Origin of the sequence: Streptomyces sp. NPDC020996 (genome assembly GCF_040641355.1) — a bacterium.
Classification (GTDB): Bacteria; Actinomycetota; Actinomycetes; order Streptomycetales; family Streptomycetaceae; genus Streptomyces.
Map to the genome: position 1 here is coordinate 66,416 of NZ_JBFADM010000037.1, position 16,407 is coordinate 82,822.

A 16,407-nucleotide genomic window follows, 5' to 3' on the forward strand; every position below is an offset into this window, starting at 1 on the left:
GACGCCGTGGACGGGTCCCAGCTGCGCCAGCAGGTCCGCGCCCTCGCGCCCTCGGCCGTCGACCGGAAGCTGGCCTGGCTGCGCCGGGCCGGACCGCACTCGGATCAGCTCAGGCCCTCGATGGTGGTGCGGACCTTGGTGATGATGTCGGCGGGGATGGGGGCGTACTTGAGGTCGGTCAGCATGCCCTGGCCGTCCTCGGAGGCGATGTAGCGCAGGAAGGACTTGACGTTCGGCAGAGCGTCGGCCTTGGTGCCCTTGTCGCAGACGATCTCGTAGGTGACCAGGGTGATCGGGTAGGCGCCCTCGGCCTTGGTCGCGTAGTTCAGCTGCAGCGAGAGGTCCTTGCCGGTGCCGACGACCTTGGCGTCCGCGATCGCCTTGGTGGCGCTGTCGCTGCTGGGCGCGACCGGGGCGCTGGCGCCGGTGTCGATGCTGACGGCCTTGACGCCGTCACCGACGTAGGACAGCTCGAAGTAGCCGATGGCGCCGTTGGTCTGCTTGACCTGCTGGGCCACGCCGGAGGACTGCGCGGCGGACTGGCCGCCCTTGGCCTGCCAGGCCTTGCCGCCCTCGTACTTCCAGTTGTCCGGAGCGGCGGCGATCAGGTACTTGGTGAAGTTGTCCGTGGTGCCGGACTCGTCCGAGCGGTGGAACGCCTGGATCTTGAGGTCGGGAAGCTTCGCGTCGGGGTTCAGCTTCTTGATCGCCGCGTCGTTCCACTTGGTGATCTTGCTGTCGAAGATCTTGGCGAGGGTCGGGGCGTCCAGCACCAGGTTGTCCACGCCGGACAGGTTGTAGCCGACCGCGATCGGGCCGCCGACCATCGGCAGGTCGATGCCCTGGCCGCCGGAGCAGACCTTCTTGGAGGCGGCGACCTCTTCGGGCTTCAGCGCGGAGTCGGAACCGGCCCAGGCGATCTGACCCTGCGTGAAGGCGGTGACGCCGGCGCCGGAGCCGCCCGCCTTGTAGTTGATCTGCACGCCACACGCCTGCGAGAAGTTCTTCACCCAGGCGTCGATCGCGTTCTTCTGCGCAGAGGAGCCGTCGGAAAGCAGCTGCCCCTTGGCGTCGTCGCACTTGATCGAGGAGGCGCCCGCGGTCGAGGAGGCGCTCTTGCCGCCGTCCTTGCCGCCACCGGTGTCGTCCGAGCCGCACGCCGTGAGGGCCAGGGCGCCGGAGACGGCGAGAGCACCGAGAGCGAGGGCCCGCCGGTTCATGCGCTGAAGCTTCACTTGAGGGAGTTCCTTCCAGGAGCCGCCGACCTGAACCCGGCGGCGTGCGAAGACTGGGTGATGTGGACGCGTCCTGCGACGGACGCCCCGCATCGCGTAAGGCCGAAATTAGGCAGAACAGGTGAAGGCGCCTATGGCCGTAAATGAACGCAAGGTGAACCCCTGCAGACGGTGTGGTTAGGTCACGGAACGCTTACGAGGAGGGCACACACAGATTCCGGTGACGGCGGGCCGGGGACCGCGCGCCCGCACGCGCGTGCGATGTCCGGTACGGATCGCCGACCGCGTCCCGTACGGATTACCGACCGCGCGTCCCGTACGGATCGCCGACCGCGTCCCGTACGGAATGCCGACCGCGCGTCCCGTACGGATCGCCGACCGCATCCCCTACGGAATGCCGACCGCAGTCGAACGGATCGCCGGCCGCTGGAACCCGGGGAGCCGATGGGCCGTCTCGTTCCAGGAGAGCCGACAGGAGGCACTACATGGAACGGCGTACGTTCATATCGGGCGGCGCGGCCGCGCTCGCGGCGGTCGCGACGGCCGGGTGCAGCGGCGGCGGCCCCGCGGAGGCCTCGACCCGCACCGTCTCGGCGTCCTCCTCCGGCTTCCTGCCGGTGCCGGCCGGCCACGCCCCGGCCACCGCCGCGAGCTGGTCCGCCCTCGCCCGTGACCTGGACGGCGTGCTGGTCCGGCCGGGAGAGGCGCGGTGGGCCACCGCGCACCAGCTGTACAACACCCGCTTCGACGGCCTGAAGCCCGCCGCGGTGGCCTACGTCGCGCACGCCGACGACATCCGCACGACACTGGCGTACGCCCGCTCCCACGGCGTCCGCGTCGCGATCCGCAACGGCGGCCACTCCTACGCGGGCTGGTCCTCCGGCAACGGCAGGCTGATCGTCGACGTCTCGAAGCTGAGCGGCGTACGGGCGAGCGGCGGCGAGGCGGTCGTCGGCGCCGGCGCCAAACTGATCGACGTCTACCGGGCGCTCGCCGCGAAGGGCGCGACCATACCCGCCGGGTCGTGCCCCACGGTGGGCGTCTCCGGCCTGGTGCTCGGCGGCGGCCACGGCGTGGTCTCCCGCGCCTACGGACTGACCTGCGACAGCCTCACCGGGGCCACGCTGATCACGGCGGACGGCAGGCAGCTGACCGCCGACGCCCAGGAGAACAAGGACCTCTTCTGGGCCCTGCGCGGCGCGGGCAACGGCAACTTCGGCGTGGTGACGGAGCTGCGCTTCCGCACCCACCCGGCCCCGCAGGCCGTGACGGGCTATCTGACCTGGCCGTGGGCGAAGGCGGCCGCGGTGGTCGCGGCCTGGCAGGAGTGGGGCCCGGGCCAGCCGGACGAGATCTGGTCCTCCCTGCACCTGTCGAACACCCCGGGCTCCACCCCGGCCGTCTCCGTCGCCGCCTTCTCCCTCGGCACCTACGGCGAACTGCAGAACGCGGTGGACCGCCTCGCCGACCGGGTGGGCGCCCCGGCGTCGGGCGTCTCCCTGCACCGCCGGGGCTACGAGGAGTCCATGGAGCTGTACGCCGGCTGCTCCTCCTTCTCCACCCAGGCCCAGTGCCACCTGCCCGGCTCGACGCCGGGACGCGACCCGCGGGGCGCGCTGAAGAGGGAGACGTACGCGGCGCGTTCCGACTTCTTCGACCGCTCGCTCTCCTCCGCGGGCGTGCGCACCCTGCTCGCGCAGCTGACCTCGGTGCGCGGCGGCTCCGGCAGCATCGCCCTGACGGCACTGGGCGGCGCGGTCAACCGCGTCTCGCCCACGGCGACCGCCTTCGTCCACCGCCGCTCCCGGATGCTGGCCCAGTACATCGCGTCCTGGCCGGCGAGCGGCTCGGGCACGACGGCGCGTTCCTGGCTGGCGTCGGCCCACGACGCGATGAAGCCGTACGCGTCCGGAGCGGCGTACCAGAACTACACCGACCCGACGCTGACGAACTGGCGCCAGGCGTACTACGGGGACGCGGTCACGCGCCTGACCCAGCTGAAGAAGCAGTACGACCCGAACCGCTTCTTCACCTACCCGCAGGCGCTGTAGTCACCTGGGCCGGCGCTGCGGGGCCCGCCCGCAGACGGCCGCGTCGGCCGCGTCGGCCGCGTCGGCCGCCTGCGCGGGCGGCTGGTCGTGCCGCCTGTGCGGCCCGCGGGTCGCCTGGCGACGGCGTCGTCGGCCGTTACGCGGCCAGGTCCCGTTCCTCGGAGCCCACGGCCCCCTCGCGGGTCCCGGCGAGCACCGCGTCCCGGCCCACGCGGGAACCGCCCCGGGCCCGGATCAGCAGCCCGGCGCGCGGCGACCGCTCCACCGCCTTCATCAACGGCGTCAGCAGGGCCATCGCCAGCGGCAGCAGCAGCAGGGCCACCGCCGTGCCGAGCGCGAACCCGCCCACGACGTCCGTCGGGTAGTGCACGCCCATGTAGACCCGGCAGAACCCTTCCAGCAGCGCCAGCCCTATCCCGACGAGCCCGAACTTCCGGTTGGCGACGAAGAGTCCGACGCCCATCGCCATGGTGATCGTCGCGTGGTCGCTGACGAAGGAGTAGTCGGTCTTGCCGGAGACCAGGACGTCCAGCCCCTGGTGCTGCAGGAAGGGCCGGGGCCGCTCGACGAACCCCCGTATCGGCACGTTCACCAGGACCGCGATCCCGGCCGCCAGCGGCGCCCACACCAGCGCGGCCACGGACGACGCCGCGTCCTCGGCACCCCGCCGGCGCACCGACCACCAGCACCACAGCACCAGGAGCACCATGGCGAGCAGCAGCCCGTACTCCCCGACGTACTCCATGAGGCGGTCGAACCAGTGCGGGGCGTCCTTGGCCAGCCCGTTGATGTCGTAGAGCAGGTCGACGTCGGGGTTCGACCCGGATTCGGCGAGTCCAGCCATGGTGCTGCGGCCCCTTCGTCGTCTCTCCCGGCGCGCCCTTGCGCACGCCGCTCCTGCCACCCCCGTGGTCCGGCTACGCCAACAGGAACGCACGGCCCCCGTCGATACGTTCCACCCTCCACCGAATGATCACGCAGACGTTATCGAAGAGAGACTCATCGTCGCAGCTCAGGGGGTGGGTTCACGCTCGGTTCACACCGTGGTGGGCAGCGCTTTCGCGCCATCCTCGGTGACCCGGGTGGCCCCGAAGTAGTCCGGGGTGTCGATGGGATCGAACCGGATCACCGCGCCCGTGCGCGGGGCGTCGATCATATAACCGCCGCCCACATAGATTCCCACGTGCCGGATGGCGCGCGAGTCGGTGAGGTCGTCCGAGAAGAACACCAGGTCCCCCGGCAGCAGTTCGTCCCGCGCGGGGTGCGGCCCGGCGTTGTACTGGTCGTTGGCGACCCGCGGCAGGGTGACGCCGACGCTCGCGTACGCCGCCTTCGTCAGTCCCGAGCAGTCAAAACGCCCGCCGTCGGCGGCGGTTCCCTCGCCGCCCCACAGGTAGGGCGTGCCGAGCTTCTTCTGCGCGTAGGCGATGGCCCCGGCCGCCTGCTCGGACGGATCGACCCGGCTGACGGGCGCGGCGAAGCTCTCCTCGAGCGTCGTGATCGTCTTGACGTAGTTCCGGGTCTCCGCGTACGGCGGCACGCCCCCGTACTTGATCACCGCGTAGGCCCCGGCGTTGTACGAGGCCAGCATGTTCTCGGTCAGGTTGCCGGGTACGTCCTTCACGTACGAGGCGAGTTTGCAGTCGTACGACGCCGCCGACGGGATCGCGTCCTCGGGGTCCCACACGTCCCGCTTGCCGTCGCCGTTGCCGTCGATGCCGTGCGTGGCCCAGGTCCCGGGGATGAACTGCGCTATCCCCTCCGCCGCGGCGGCGCTCCTGGCGTTGGGGTTGAAGCCGCTCTCCTGGTAGAGCTGGGCGGCGAGCAGGGCGGGGTTGATGGCGGGGCACAGGTCGCCCCACTTCTGCACGATGTCCGAGTAGGCCGCGGGCACGGCCCCCTTGGCGAGGGCCTTGGTGTCGCCGCCGACGCCGCCCGTCAGGTTGCCGGCGACGACGTACACCCCGACGACGAGCAGCATCACGAAGGACAGCGCGGAGCCGACCGTAACGGTCGCCACGATCCATGCCTTACGCACCGTCAACCGCCCCTCACCGTCCGGGAGTCCGTCGCCCACGTCAGTGTAGGGGCGGGTCCGGCGATCCGGGGTGATCACGGGAAGGAGAAACGGAGGGAGGAACGGAAGGAGAACCGTGGGCCAGCGATGGACCCCTGAGGGCTCTGGAGGGCTCTGGAGGGGCTCTGGAGGGCCCTGGAGGGCCCTGGAGGGGCTCTGAAGAACTCCGCAGGCTGAAGGGGCTGAAGTCCCCCGTAGACCCTCAAAGCCGGCCGGACGCCTCCCGGTACAGCTCGGCGGCCTCCGCGCCGAGCACCGCGCTGTAGGAGACGTCGGCGGTCGACCCGCCCCGCTCGTGGCCGCCGAGGACGCCGACGACCCGGTCGTCGCCGTCCACCCACGGGCTGCCGCTGGTGCCGCCGGTGAGGTCGGGGCACTCGATGCGCTGCTGGGTGCGGCCGTACGGGACAGGCCGCTGGGTGCAGGCGACGGGGACCTCGCGGGCGTTGGGATACCCGGTGACGGTCACGGGGGTGGCCCCGGTCGCCGTCCCGGTGGTGAACCGGTTCCCGCCGACGACGTCCTCGACGCCCCGGCCCCCCTGGTCCTCCAGGACGGCGAAGCCGACGTCGCTGTCCTCGTCACGCCCCTCGCTCCACCCCCCGGGCACGAACCGCTCGCGTACGCGCCAGACCCCGTAGGGGGCCGCGCCGTCCCGGTAGCCGGGTACGAAGGTCAGGTCGCCGCCCCCGCCCAGACAGTGCGCGGCGGTGACTATGAGGTCGCGGTCCGGGCTGCGCACGACGGAGGCGGTGCAGAAGTGCCCGTCGGCGCCGAACAGGGCCCCGACCCGCGCGCTGCTCGCCGTGGCGGGCACCACCGCGGTGACGCCGAGGGGCCCGGGGCCGTCGTCGGCGGCGGCGAGGGAGGCGGAGGTGAGAGCCGGCACGAGCAGCATGACGGCCAGGCACACGGGGCCGGCCGTACGGGAGGCGGGCTTGCGCTCCGGCGACACGGTCATGGCGGCTGCCTCTCGTCCCTCCGTCTCACCGGCTGTACGAAACCACCTGCACGAACGGCGTCGCCGGGACACCCGGCGTCCCCTCCACGGTACCGGCGCCCGCCCTCGCCCGCCTCTCCTCACGCCGGTCCGCCCGGCCGGCACCCGGCCCACGGCGGCTTCCCGTCCCCGCAGGCCGCGGGCACCGACGCCTGGCGGAAGCCGCCCTCCCGCACTTCCGGCAACCCCTCCTCCACATGACCGCACCCCCGCCTCCATGACGATCCACGCCGCCTCCGCCCCGCGGACCCACTGTGGGCCACCTGTGCGTCCGGTCAAGCCGCGGCCATCGCCCCGCCATCACCCCGTCATCGCCGGGTAAGCCCGCGACTCTCTTCGTAATGCGGACGTCAGGATTCCACAACCGGTCTTGTTGTCGCGTACTCAACAAGTCAGGGTTCTCGGCGGGCCGCCGCCCGCCGTCGGGGACCCCGTACCGACGGCCTCGCACCCGCACCGCCCCTGTTCACTCCGACCCGGAACACCAGGAGGCTGCACGATGCGTTCCACTCCCCCCAGCAGATTGCCCGCGCACAGCGGTTGGCGCCGTCTGGGCACGGCCGCGGTGGCCACGGCCGCCCTGCTGCTCACCGGCTTCGGTGCCGCCACCCAGGCCGACGCAGCCCCGACGGCCACCCCGTCGAAGGCGACCTGGACCGCGACGCCCTGTTCCACCCCCCGCCACCAGGGCGAACTGGCCTGCAACTCCTTCCGCGTCACCGGCGGCCTGGCGGCCTACCAGAAGCAGCAGGCGCAGCGGACCGGCGTCACCCCCAAGGCCGCCGACGCCGCCACCCCGTCCGGCTACGGCCCGAGCGACCTGCAGTCCGCCTACGGCCTGACCTCCGCCGCCGCCTCCAACGGCTCCGGCGAGACCATCGCCATCGTCGACGCCTATGACGACCCGAACGCCGAGGCCGACCTCGCGAAGTACCGCTCGTACTACGGCCTGTCCGCCTGCACCACCGCCAACGGCTGCTTCAAGAAGGTCAGCCAGACCGGCTCGACGACCTCCCTGCCCTCCGCGGACTCCGGCTGGGCCGAGGAGATCTCCCTCGACCTCGACATGGCGTCCGCCGTCTGCCCGAACTGCAACATCCTGCTCGTCGAGGCCGCCTCCGCCACCATGGCCAACCTCGGCACCGCCGTGAACCGCGCGGTCACCCTCGGCGCGAAGTACGTCTCCAACAGCTACGGCGGCTCGGAGTCCTCCTCCGACAGCTCCTACGACTCCGCGTACTTCAACCACCCCGGCGTCGCCATCACCGTCAGCGCCGGCGACAGCGGCTACGGCGCCGAATACCCGGCCGCCTCGAAGTACGTGACCTCCGTCGGCGGCACCGCCCTGTCCACGTCGTCCTCCACCACCCGCGGCTGGACGGAGACGGTCTGGAAGACGTCCAGCACCGAGGGCACCGGCTCCGGCTGCTCCTCCTACGACGCCAAGCCCAGCTGGCAGACCGACACCGGCTGCACCAAGCGCACGATCTCGGACGTGGCGGCGGTCGCCGACCCGGCCACCGGCGTCTCGGTCTACGACTCCTACGGCATCACCGCCGGCTGGTACACCTTCGGCGGCACGAGCGCCTCGGCGCCCATCATCGCCGGCGTCTACGCCCTGGCCGGAACGCCGTCCAGCAGCAGCTACCCGGCATCTTTCCCCTATGCCAAGGCCGGCACCTCCGCACTGAACGACGTCACCAGCGGCAACAACGGCAGCTGCTCCACCGCCTACCTGTGCACGGCCCGGTCGGGGTACGACGGCCCGACCGGCTGGGGCACCCCCGAGGGCGTGTCCGCCTTCACCGGCTGACCACCCGCGCACGAAGGGGCCTCGGCGCAACGCCGGGGCCCCTTTCGCGTGAGACCATCGTCCCGGACATCTCACCCGACCAGCCGTCAGAAACCCCACCAGGCCATAAGGAAGGTCAACGACGGAACCACACGAAGGTTCCGCCCAGGCCTCATTGCCCGGCGTGACCGGCCGTGATACACAGAGTGACCAGACCATGCTTTTCGTACGAAACCCGCAAAGCAATGACGCCAAGTCGACATGCGGCGGCGACATTGTCAGCGACAATGGGCCTGGCCTCTGCACACCCGCAGGGGACTGCGGAACTACCCACCAGGGGCGGTGACTTACATGCTCTTTGCGGCCGACAAGGGAGACATCAACACCATCATCGGCGGGATCGCTCCGGACTGGGGCCCCTTCGGCAGCCTGGGCAACGAGGCCAAGGTGATGATCGAGGTGGTCATGGCGGTCGCCATCCTGCTCTGCCTCGGCATCGCCGTATGGGGCGCCGCGAAGCAGCGCATCGGCGCCACCGCCCTGCGCGACACCTTCAGCGCGGAACAGGGCAAGGGCCTCATCATCGCGGGCCTGACAGGCGTCTTCATCATCGGCTCGCTCGGCACGCTGTTCACCATCGTGTACGGCATGGCCGTCTGACGGCCCGCCCGTTCCTCCGGTCCCTTCCGGGCACGCCCGGTCCCCCTGCACCCCCACCCACCCGTCGTGCCCACCGGCTGAGGTTGCGTCTCCCTGATGTCGAGTCACCACACCGCGCCCGCGCGGCCACCAGCACGGCTACCGTCGTACTCTGACGTGTTTCTGCACGACTTCGCCCACGACGTCGAGGGGGCGTACGCGGCATGAGTCTCGGAGACGAGCACGAGGCCTCCGGCGGTTACGGCGGCACGGGCCAGACCCGTACCCGGCTGCCCGGAGGCGGCGGCGACGTGTACGGGGGCGCCCGGCGCGGCGGCCGGTCGTCACGGAGCCTGGTCACGGTGGTCGGGGTGGTGGTCCTGCTGATCGCCGCGATCGCCTTCGCGAACCGTGGAGGCGACGATTCCTCCTCGGACGGCGGAGGCGAGGACAAGCCGGAGGCGGCGGCAACGGCAGCCACCGGCACGAAGCCGGTCCAGTCCAAGACCTCGGACATCCCCACAGGCTTCGCCCACGACCAACAGGGCGCCCAGAGCGCGGCGGCGAACTACTCCATCGTGCTGGGGTCGGCCGACATGTTCAACAAGGCCAGACGGCACGAGATCATCGACACCGTCTACGCCCCCGATGTGGCAGCCACACGGCAGGCGGATCTGGACCGCGCCTACTCGAACGAGAAGTTCCTGACCAACATCGGCCTCAGCAAAGACGGCAGTGCACCGAACGGGCAGACGTTCGTCTCGCGCGTCATCCCGGTCGGAACCAAGGTGACGGCGACCAGCGCGAGCAGCGCCACTGTTGAGGTCTGGTACACCTCACTCTTCGGCATGTCCGGTGAGAGCTCCACCAACCCCGTCACGGAGAGCTGGTACACCACCACCTACCAGCTGAAGTGGATGGACAACGACTGGAAAGTCACCGACTTCCAGCAGAAGGACGGACCCGTCCCGGTCGGACGCGACCAAAAAGCCTCCACCGCCGACGACATGACGAAGGCCATTGAGGAGTACGGAGGCTTCACGTATGCGCGCTAACCACCCGTTCCTCAAGGTCACCGCCGCTCTGGTCACCGTGCAGAGCGCAGCGGTCCTGCTGGCCACTCGTGCCTTCGCCGCACCGACGCCGAAGCCGACGACCAGCAATGACCCCTGCGACCTCATCCGCGGCCCCGCCAAGAACTACTGCGAACGCGGCAGCGGAAAGGGTTCCACCAGCACCACCACCCCCAGCCTCACCTCCACCCTCGACCCCCTCTCCTCCCTCGGGAAGGGCTGTGCCGACGCCGCCTCCTGGACCATCGACAAGCTCAGCGGGGCCGTGAAGGACACCGCGAACGTCGACTTCACCAACGCCAAGTTCCTTCAGCAGTACGCCGTCGTCTTCGCCGCGTCGACGATCCTGACGCTGCTGCTGTGGCTGCTGGCCGTGGCCAAGCGGGCGGTCCGCGGCGTGCCGCTCACCACCGCCATCTCGGAGGCGATCGGCTTCCTCTGGCTGACCGTGCTGGCGTCGGCGTTCACGCCGCTGATCCTCTACACCGTCGTCTCCGCGACCGACGGCGTCACCGACGTGCTGGCGAAGACCACCGGCGACCAGACCGACACGTTCTTCGGCACGTTCTCCGGCGCCCTGGACAAGGGCGACGACATCGGCGGCGGCCCGATCATGCTGATCGTCGTGTCGCTGGTCAGCATCCTCGCCGCGGGCGTCCTGTGGCTGGAGCTGGTCATCCGGGCCGCCCTCCTCTACGTCGGCGCCCTCCTCGGCACCGTCGTCTACGCCGGCCTGGTCGACAAGAACCTGTGGGGCCACGTCCGCCGCTGGGCGGGCATCATGATCGCCGTCATCCTGGTCAAGCCGGTCATCGTGATAGTGCTGGGGCTGGCCGGCGCGCTGTCCACCGACGACGGCCCCGACTCCTTCTCCGCCGTCGTCTCCGGCCTCGCGATCATCCTGCTGGCCATCTTCGCCAGCGCGATGATCTACCGCTTCGTCCCGGGCTTCGGGGACGAGATCGCCGGCTCCCGCAACAACCGCATCATGCAGGGCGCCGAGGGCAAGGCCGCCGCGGTCATCAGCTCCCCGGCGACCCTCGTCGCCCAGGGCATCAAGACGCACAGCACCCGCGCCAACGACGGCGGAGGCGGCGGCCAGTCCGCCTCCGGCGGCGCCCGCCCGGCCAACCCGGCCACCGGCGGAGTCGCCGCGCACAGCTCCCGCACCCCGACCGGTGGCGGCGGATCTGTCCCCTCCGCCGCACCCGCGCCCCGCTCCAGCAGCAGCGCGGTGAACACCCCGCACGCCAGCAGCACCCGCAACAGCAGTACCAACCGCACGGGAGGTGAAGGGCGTTGACGACCGAGTCCCACCTGTCCCATCCGGTCACGCCCCGCCGTACGTATCTCATCGGCCGCGCCCGGCCGAACGCGATCGTCGGCCGCAACCGCGAGTCGGGCGAGATCGCGCTGATCATCGTGGGCGCGTTCCTCGGCATGATGTGCGGGCTCCTCGTCCCGGTCCTGCCCCTGCGCATCGTGCTGCTGACGGGCTTCCCGCTGCTCGCGCTGGCCGCGGTCTACGTGCCGTACAAGCACCGCACGTTCTACAAGTGGTTCGAGATCAACCGCAGTTACAAGCGGACCCTGCGGCAGGGCACCACCTACCGCTCCGGCGCCGTGGAGGCCGGCACCCGCCTCGACGGCCGCGAGGTCGAGATCGGCCCGCCGCCCGGCATCGGCCGCATCAGCTGGCTGGCCGCCCCCTTCGGCCCCGACGAGATCGCCGTGCTCCTGCACGCCGACCGCCGCACGGTCACCGCGGCCATCGAGATCGAGGGCCCGGGCGTCGGCCTGCGCGACTCCGAGGACCAGGAAGCCCTCGTCGACCGCTTCGGCACCCTCCTCAAGCACGTAGCCAACGGCGACGGCTTCGTCACCCGCCTGCAGATGCTCGCCCGCACCCTCCCCGCCGACCCCGACGCCCACGCCAAGGACGTCGCCGTGCGCGGCGACGACAAGGCGCCGGCCTGGCTTCAGCAGTCGTACGACCAGCTGCAGTCGATGGTGTCGACCAGCAGCGAGCAGCACCGCGCCTACCTGGTCGCCTGCATGCACTACACCCGCGAACTCGCCGCCGAGGCGCAGGCGATGGCGCGGGCGGCACGGCCGCACGGCGGACGCAAGCTCGACCGGGACGCCGGACTGGCCATCGTCATGGCCCGCGAGCTCACCGACATCTGCTCGCGCCTGCAGGAGGCCGACATCCGGGTGCGCCAGCCGCTCGGCCAGAGCCGTCTGGCCTCCCTGATCCACTCCATGTACGACCCGGACCACCCGATCGACCACATCCAGGCGATGACCAAGCGCAACGCCTGGCCGGCCGAGCTGGACGCCATGGAGCCCACCTACCTCCAGGCCAAGACCCGCGAGTCCTCCACCCGCGCCCCCTGGTGCCACGCCACGGCCTGGGTGAAGGAGTGGCCCATGACCCCGGTCGGCGTCAACTTCCTCGCGCCGCTGCTGGTCCACACCCCGGACGTCATCCGGACGGTCGCCGTCACGATGGATCTCGAGCCCACCGAGGTGGCCATCGAACGCATGCTGACCGAGAAGACCAACGACGAGGCCGAGGCGTCCCGCGCCGCCAAGATGAACCGGACCGTGGACCCGCGCGACGTGGCCGCCCACACCCGCCTGGACCAGCGCGGCGAGGACCTCGCCAGCGGCGCGGCCGGCGTCAACCTCGTCGGCTACATCACCGTCTCCTCCCGCTCCCCCGAAGCGCTGGCCCGCGACAAGCGGACCATCCGGGCCTCGGCCGGAAAGTCGTACCTGAAGCTGGAGTGGTGCGACCGCGAGCACCACCGCGCCTTCGTGAACACGCTCCCGTTCGCCACCGGCATTCGAAGGTAGGAGCTGCTGAAGATGCGGGATCCGCTGTCCGTCCTCACCGACGCCTTCACGTCCTTCCTATTCGGGAAGGTCGAGACGACCCGCCTGCCGGTACGCACCTCCACGGGCCAGGCCCAGGCGGTCTACCTGCCGACCGCCGCGCCCGGCCTCGGCGACTCCGGCGTGATCATCGGCCGCGAGGTGTACTCCGGCAAGGGCTACATCTACGACCCCTTCCAGCTGTACGGCCAGCAGCTCCCGGCCCCGCACTGGCTCGTCCTCGGCGAGTCCGGCAACGGCAAGTCGGCGCTGGAGAAGACCTACGTCCTGCGCCAGCTGCGGTTCCGCGACCGCCAGGTCGTCGTCCTGGACGCCCAGGGCGAGGACGGGGTGGGCGAGTGGAACCTCATCGCGGAGGAGCTGGGGATAACCCCCATCCGGCTCGACCCGACGGCCGCCCTGGACATGGGCATCCGGCTCAACCCGCTGGACCCGGCGATCACGACGACCGGGCAGCTGGCGCTGCTGCGCACCATCATCGAGGTCGCGATGGGCCACGGCCTCGACGAGCGCTCCGGCTTCGCGCTGAAGGTCGCGCACGCCTACGTCAACGAGTCGATCACCGACCGCCAGCCCGTCCTGACGGACATCGTCGAGCAGCTGCGGCACCCCGAACCGGAGTCCGCCGAGGCGATGAACGTCGCCATAGAAGACGTACGGGCATGGGGCCTGGACGTGGCACTGGTCCTCGACCGCCTCGTCGACGGCGACCTGCGGGGCATGTTCGACGGGCCGACGACGGTCGGCATCGACCTCGACGCCCCGCTGATCGTCTTCGACCTGTCCCACATCGACCGCAACTCCATCGCCATGCCGATCCTCATGGCGATCGTCGGCGTGTGGCTGGAGCACACCTGGATCCGCCCCGACCGGAAGAAGCGCATCTTCCTGGTCGAGGAGGCCTGGCACATCATCAACAGCCCGTTCGTGGCACAGCTGTTCCAGCGGCTGCTGAAGTTCGGCCGCCGCCTGGGCCTGTCCTTCGTGGCGGTCGTCCACCACCTGTCCGACGTCGTCGACGGAGCGGCCGCGAAGGAGGCGGCGGCGATCCTGAAGATGGCGTCGACCAGGACGATCTACGCGCAGAAGGCGGACGAGGCACGAGCGACCGGCCGGGTGCTCGGCCTGCCCCGCTGGGCGGTGGAGATCATCCCCACCCTCACCCCCGGCATCGCCGTGTGGGACGTCAACGGCAACGTCCAGGTCGTCAAACACCTGATCACCGAGACCGAACGCCCGCTGGTGTTCACCGACCGCGCGATGACCGAGTCGTCGAGCGACCACCTGGCCGACGACGCCCTGCGCGCCGCCGAACTGGAGGCGGAGGAGCGGGCGGCGGCCTTCGTGGAGCATCACCTCGACGACTCGTCCGAGTCCACGGTGGCGTAAGGACGCGAGGAGGGGCAGTGGTGAGACCCGACGAAGGCCGACGGGACGGTCAGGGAGGCATCCCGGACGGACTGCTGATCGGCCTGATCGCCTTCCTCCTCGGCATGACCCTGCTGGTGTGGACCGCCACCGGGCTCGCCGGTCTGCTGGCGAACGGCGCCTGGCCGGACGGCGTCCGCTTCGCCCGCACCCCCCTCGCCATGCGCCACCTCATCGGCGCGCCGCACGACATCCCGGGCGCCTGGCCGGACACCCCGGCCGGGCAGCTCTCCGGGTACGGGCTCTTCTGGGGCCTGTTCATCGGCCAGTTGATGGTGCTGTTCGTGCTGACCGTGTTCACGATGGGCACGCTGGCCCGCTGGCGGGCCGGCCGCCTGAAGCGGCGCGCACAGCGCACGACGGCGCCCGAGAGGGCCACGACGGCCGCCCCTCGGCCCCCGGAGGCCGAGGAGGAGCCCCCGGGGCCGTACGACGGCACCCAGCCGCCACGTCACGAGGTCCCCACGCCCCGCACGGCCCCGGCTCCGACCCCCGCGGAACTCCTTCACCCGGCGGCCCCCACGACCGTGCCCGCCACCCCTCCGCCCGCCCCGCCCCTGTTCGGCGGCGAAGGCACCGGCGGATGGGACAGGGCCGTCGTGGCGACGAGGGAGGCCCGCCGGGCGACCGCGGTGCAGGCGGTACGCGACGCGGAGGGCCCCGCTCTCGTGGTCACCTCCAACCCCGCGGTCTGGTCGGACACCAAGGACGCCCGCGCCAAACTGGGCCCCGTCCACCTCTACGACCCCGCCCACCGCTGCGACACCCCGGCCCGCCTCCACTGGTCCCCCACGGCGGGCTGCGAGGACAAGCAGACGGCCGCGGCACGGGCGGCGGCGATGCTCGCCCCGGTCCGTCCCACGGCCAAGCTCGACCAGGCCGTGGCGGCCACCGCGGAGACCCTCCTGCGCAGCTACGTCCATGCCGCCGCCGTCGACGGCCGCACCATCCGCCACGTCCACCGCTGGTCCCAGGGCACCCAGATCCAGGACGCGGTCCGCATCCTCCGCACGAACCCCAAGGCGGCCCCCGGCTCCGCCGGCGAACTCGAGGCCGCGCTCACCGCGCACCCCGAACGACGCGACATGGCCCAGGAACTGACCGGCCGTGCCCTGTCGTCCCTCTTCACCGTCAACATCCGCGAGGCGTGCACTCCCAACCGGGCGGATGCCCTCGCCTTGGATTCCTTCGTCCACGAAGGGGGCACGCTCTATGTCGTGGGGGAATCCGTCGAGGACCCCAGGACCAACCCAGGCGCGATGCCGCTCCTGACGGCCCTCGTCTCCAGCGTGGTCGAGGGCGGCCGGCGCATGGCCGAACGGTCATCCTCCGGTCGCCTCGACCCACCACTGACGCTCGTCCTGGACGACGTCGCCGCGGTGGCCCCACTTCCCCAGCTCCCGGACCTGCTGTCCACCGGAGCCGACGCCGGCCTGCCCACCCTGGCCCTGCTCCGCTCCCGCGAACAGGGCCGCAGCCGCTGGCCGCACGACGAACTCCCGGTATGACCCTTCGCTAGCGCTCCAGGACGAACTCGAACTCCGACTCGCCGGGCGCCTTCTCCAGCGGCACGACCCGCCCGCTCGGCTTGAAGCCGACCTTGCCGTAGAACCGCTGGGCCCGTGTGTTGTCCTCGTGCACGATCAGCCGGACCCGTTCGACGCCGGCGTGCCACGCCCACTCCAGCGCGTCGTCGAACAGCACCTCGGTCAGCCCGATCCCCCGGTATTCCGGCAGCACGTACACCCCGACGATGTGTCCCTGCCTCCGCTCCACGGGAAACCCGGCCCAGTCCGTGGTGCCCGGCTCCTCGACCAACACCGTCAGCGTCCCGACCCAGTCGCCGTCCGGCCCCTGGGCGATGATCTGCTGCGCCCCGGTGGCATCGTGTGCGGCCCGGGCGGCCCGCTCCTGCCAGTAGGAGTCCGGCCTGGCCAGAGCCTCCTCGTACGTCTCCAGGAAGGCCAGGCGGGCGACCGGGTCCTGGAGCGCGGTCAGCCGCAGCGCCTTGGCCTCCGGCCACTCGTCGGACCGTATGGAGCGGATCAGACAGTTCATAGGGATCACTGTAACCAGGAAGGCAAAAAGGCCCACACCGTTTCCGGCGTGGGCCTTTTTCAAGAATTGTTCGGCGGCGTCCTACTCTCCCACAGGGTCCCCCCTGCAGTACCATCGGCGCTGTAAGGCTTAGCTTCCGGGTTCGGAATGTAACCG

The 16,407-nt window shown here is 71.0% G+C and carries 13 protein-coding genes and 1 rRNA gene; 8 read left to right on the plus strand and 6 right to left on the minus strand.

The window, feature by feature from the left end:
- Positions 1-104: 104 nt before the first annotated feature.
- Entirely contained in the window at positions 105-1,235 is a 1,131-nt protein-coding gene (gene pstS / locus AB0G63_RS24180; protein WP_360753776.1) for a phosphate ABC transporter substrate-binding protein PstS, read from the minus strand.
- Positions 1,236-1,720: 485 nt separating this feature from the next.
- Here pstS and AB0G63_RS24185 point away from each other — a divergent pair, with 485 nt between their 5' ends.
- Positions 1,721-3,286, plus strand: coding sequence for an FAD-binding oxidoreductase (locus AB0G63_RS24185; protein ID WP_360753779.1), 1,566 nt, complete (start codon positions 1,721-1,723; stop codon positions 3,284-3,286).
- A gap of 136 nt (positions 3,287-3,422) precedes the next feature.
- On the opposite strand, the gene AB0G63_RS24190 is transcribed toward AB0G63_RS24185, so the two are convergent.
- From AB0G63_RS24190 to AB0G63_RS24200, 3 genes are all read right to left on the minus strand, one after another.
- Positions 3,423-4,130: a phosphatase PAP2 family protein gene (locus AB0G63_RS24190; RefSeq protein ID WP_360753782.1), complete on the minus strand. Its 708-nt coding sequence runs from the start codon at positions 4,128-4,130 to the stop codon at positions 3,423-3,425.
- A 192-nt stretch (positions 4,131-4,322) separates the two neighbouring features.
- On the minus strand, positions 4,323-5,330 hold the full coding sequence (locus tag AB0G63_RS24195) for a bifunctional lytic transglycosylase/C40 family peptidase (protein WP_360753813.1): 1,008 nt from the start codon (positions 5,328-5,330) through the stop codon (positions 4,323-4,325).
- 235 nt (positions 5,331-5,565) lie between these two features.
- Positions 5,566-6,261 carry a trypsin-like peptidase domain-containing protein gene (locus AB0G63_RS24200; protein WP_360753816.1) on the minus strand — a complete coding sequence of 232 codons (696 nt, stop codon included), beginning with the start codon at positions 6,259-6,261 and terminating at the stop codon, positions 5,566-5,568.
- A gap of 601 nt (positions 6,262-6,862) precedes the next feature.
- On the opposite strand from AB0G63_RS24200, the gene AB0G63_RS24205 reads away from it, so the two are divergent.
- From AB0G63_RS24205 to AB0G63_RS24235, 7 genes are all read left to right on the plus strand, one after another.
- Complete coding sequence (locus AB0G63_RS24205; RefSeq protein WP_360753784.1) at positions 6,863-8,176, plus strand: S53 family peptidase; 1,314 nt, start codon at positions 6,863-6,865, stop codon at positions 8,174-8,176.
- Between the two features lie 330 nt (positions 8,177-8,506).
- Entirely contained in the window at positions 8,507-8,815 is a 309-nt protein-coding gene (locus AB0G63_RS24210) for a hypothetical protein (protein ID WP_014673544.1), read from the plus strand.
- 203 nt (positions 8,816-9,018) lie between these two features.
- A complete protein-coding gene (locus AB0G63_RS24215) occupies positions 9,019-9,849 on the plus strand; it encodes a hypothetical protein (protein WP_360753787.1) in 831 nt (276 codons plus the stop codon).
- Positions 9,839-11,170 carry a hypothetical protein gene (locus AB0G63_RS24220; RefSeq protein ID WP_360753790.1) on the plus strand — a complete coding sequence of 444 codons (1,332 nt, stop codon included), beginning with the start codon at positions 9,839-9,841 and terminating at the stop codon, positions 11,168-11,170. The genes AB0G63_RS24215 and AB0G63_RS24220 overlap by 11 nt, the downstream gene beginning before the upstream one ends.
- Positions 11,167-12,726: an SCO6880 family protein gene (locus AB0G63_RS24225; protein WP_360753792.1), complete on the plus strand. Its 1,560-nt coding sequence runs from the start codon at positions 11,167-11,169 to the stop codon at positions 12,724-12,726. The genes AB0G63_RS24220 and AB0G63_RS24225 overlap by 4 nt, the downstream gene beginning before the upstream one ends.
- A 12-nt stretch (positions 12,727-12,738) precedes the next feature.
- Positions 12,739-14,154 (plus strand): ATP-binding protein, encoded by a 1,416-nt coding sequence (locus AB0G63_RS24230; RefSeq protein WP_360753794.1) that lies wholly within the window; start codon positions 12,739-12,741, stop codon positions 14,152-14,154.
- 20 nt (positions 14,155-14,174) lie between these two features.
- Positions 14,175-15,701, plus strand: coding sequence for a type VI secretion protein (locus tag AB0G63_RS24235; protein ID WP_360753797.1), 1,527 nt, complete (start codon positions 14,175-14,177; stop codon positions 15,699-15,701).
- Positions 15,702-15,708: 7 nt separating this feature from the next.
- Here AB0G63_RS24235 and AB0G63_RS24240 read toward each other — a convergent pair whose 3' ends face one another.
- Positions 15,709-16,251: a GNAT family N-acetyltransferase gene (locus tag AB0G63_RS24240; protein ID WP_360753799.1), complete on the minus strand. Its 543-nt coding sequence runs from the start codon at positions 16,249-16,251 to the stop codon at positions 15,709-15,711.
- Positions 16,252-16,319: 68 nt separating this feature from the next.
- Positions 16,320-16,407, minus strand: a 5S ribosomal RNA gene (gene rrf / locus AB0G63_RS24245); the annotation flags it as partial.

Coding starts and splice junctions, on each gene's coding strand:
- AB0G63_RS24185 (WP_360753779.1), top strand. CDS start 1,721: ATGGAACGGCGTACGTTCATATCGGGCGGCGCGGCCGCGCTCGCGGCG.
- AB0G63_RS24190 (WP_360753782.1), bottom strand. CDS start 4,130: ATGGCTGGACTCGCCGAATCCGGGTCGAACCCCGACGTCGACCTGCTC.
- AB0G63_RS24200 (WP_360753816.1), bottom strand. CDS start 6,261: ATGCTGCTCGTGCCGGCTCTCACCTCCGCCTCCCTCGCCGCCGCCGAC.
- AB0G63_RS24205 (WP_360753784.1), top strand. CDS start 6,863: ATGCGTTCCACTCCCCCCAGCAGATTGCCCGCGCACAGCGGTTGGCGC.
- AB0G63_RS24210 (WP_014673544.1), top strand. CDS start 8,507: ATGCTCTTTGCGGCCGACAAGGGAGACATCAACACCATCATCGGCGGG.
- AB0G63_RS24215 (WP_360753787.1), top strand. CDS start 9,019: ATGAGTCTCGGAGACGAGCACGAGGCCTCCGGCGGTTACGGCGGCACG.
- AB0G63_RS24220 (WP_360753790.1), top strand. CDS start 9,839: ATGCGCGCTAACCACCCGTTCCTCAAGGTCACCGCCGCTCTGGTCACC.
- AB0G63_RS24230 (WP_360753794.1), top strand. CDS start 12,739: ATGCGGGATCCGCTGTCCGTCCTCACCGACGCCTTCACGTCCTTCCTA.
- AB0G63_RS24240 (WP_360753799.1), bottom strand. CDS start 16,251: ATGAACTGTCTGATCCGCTCCATACGGTCCGACGAGTGGCCGGAGGCC.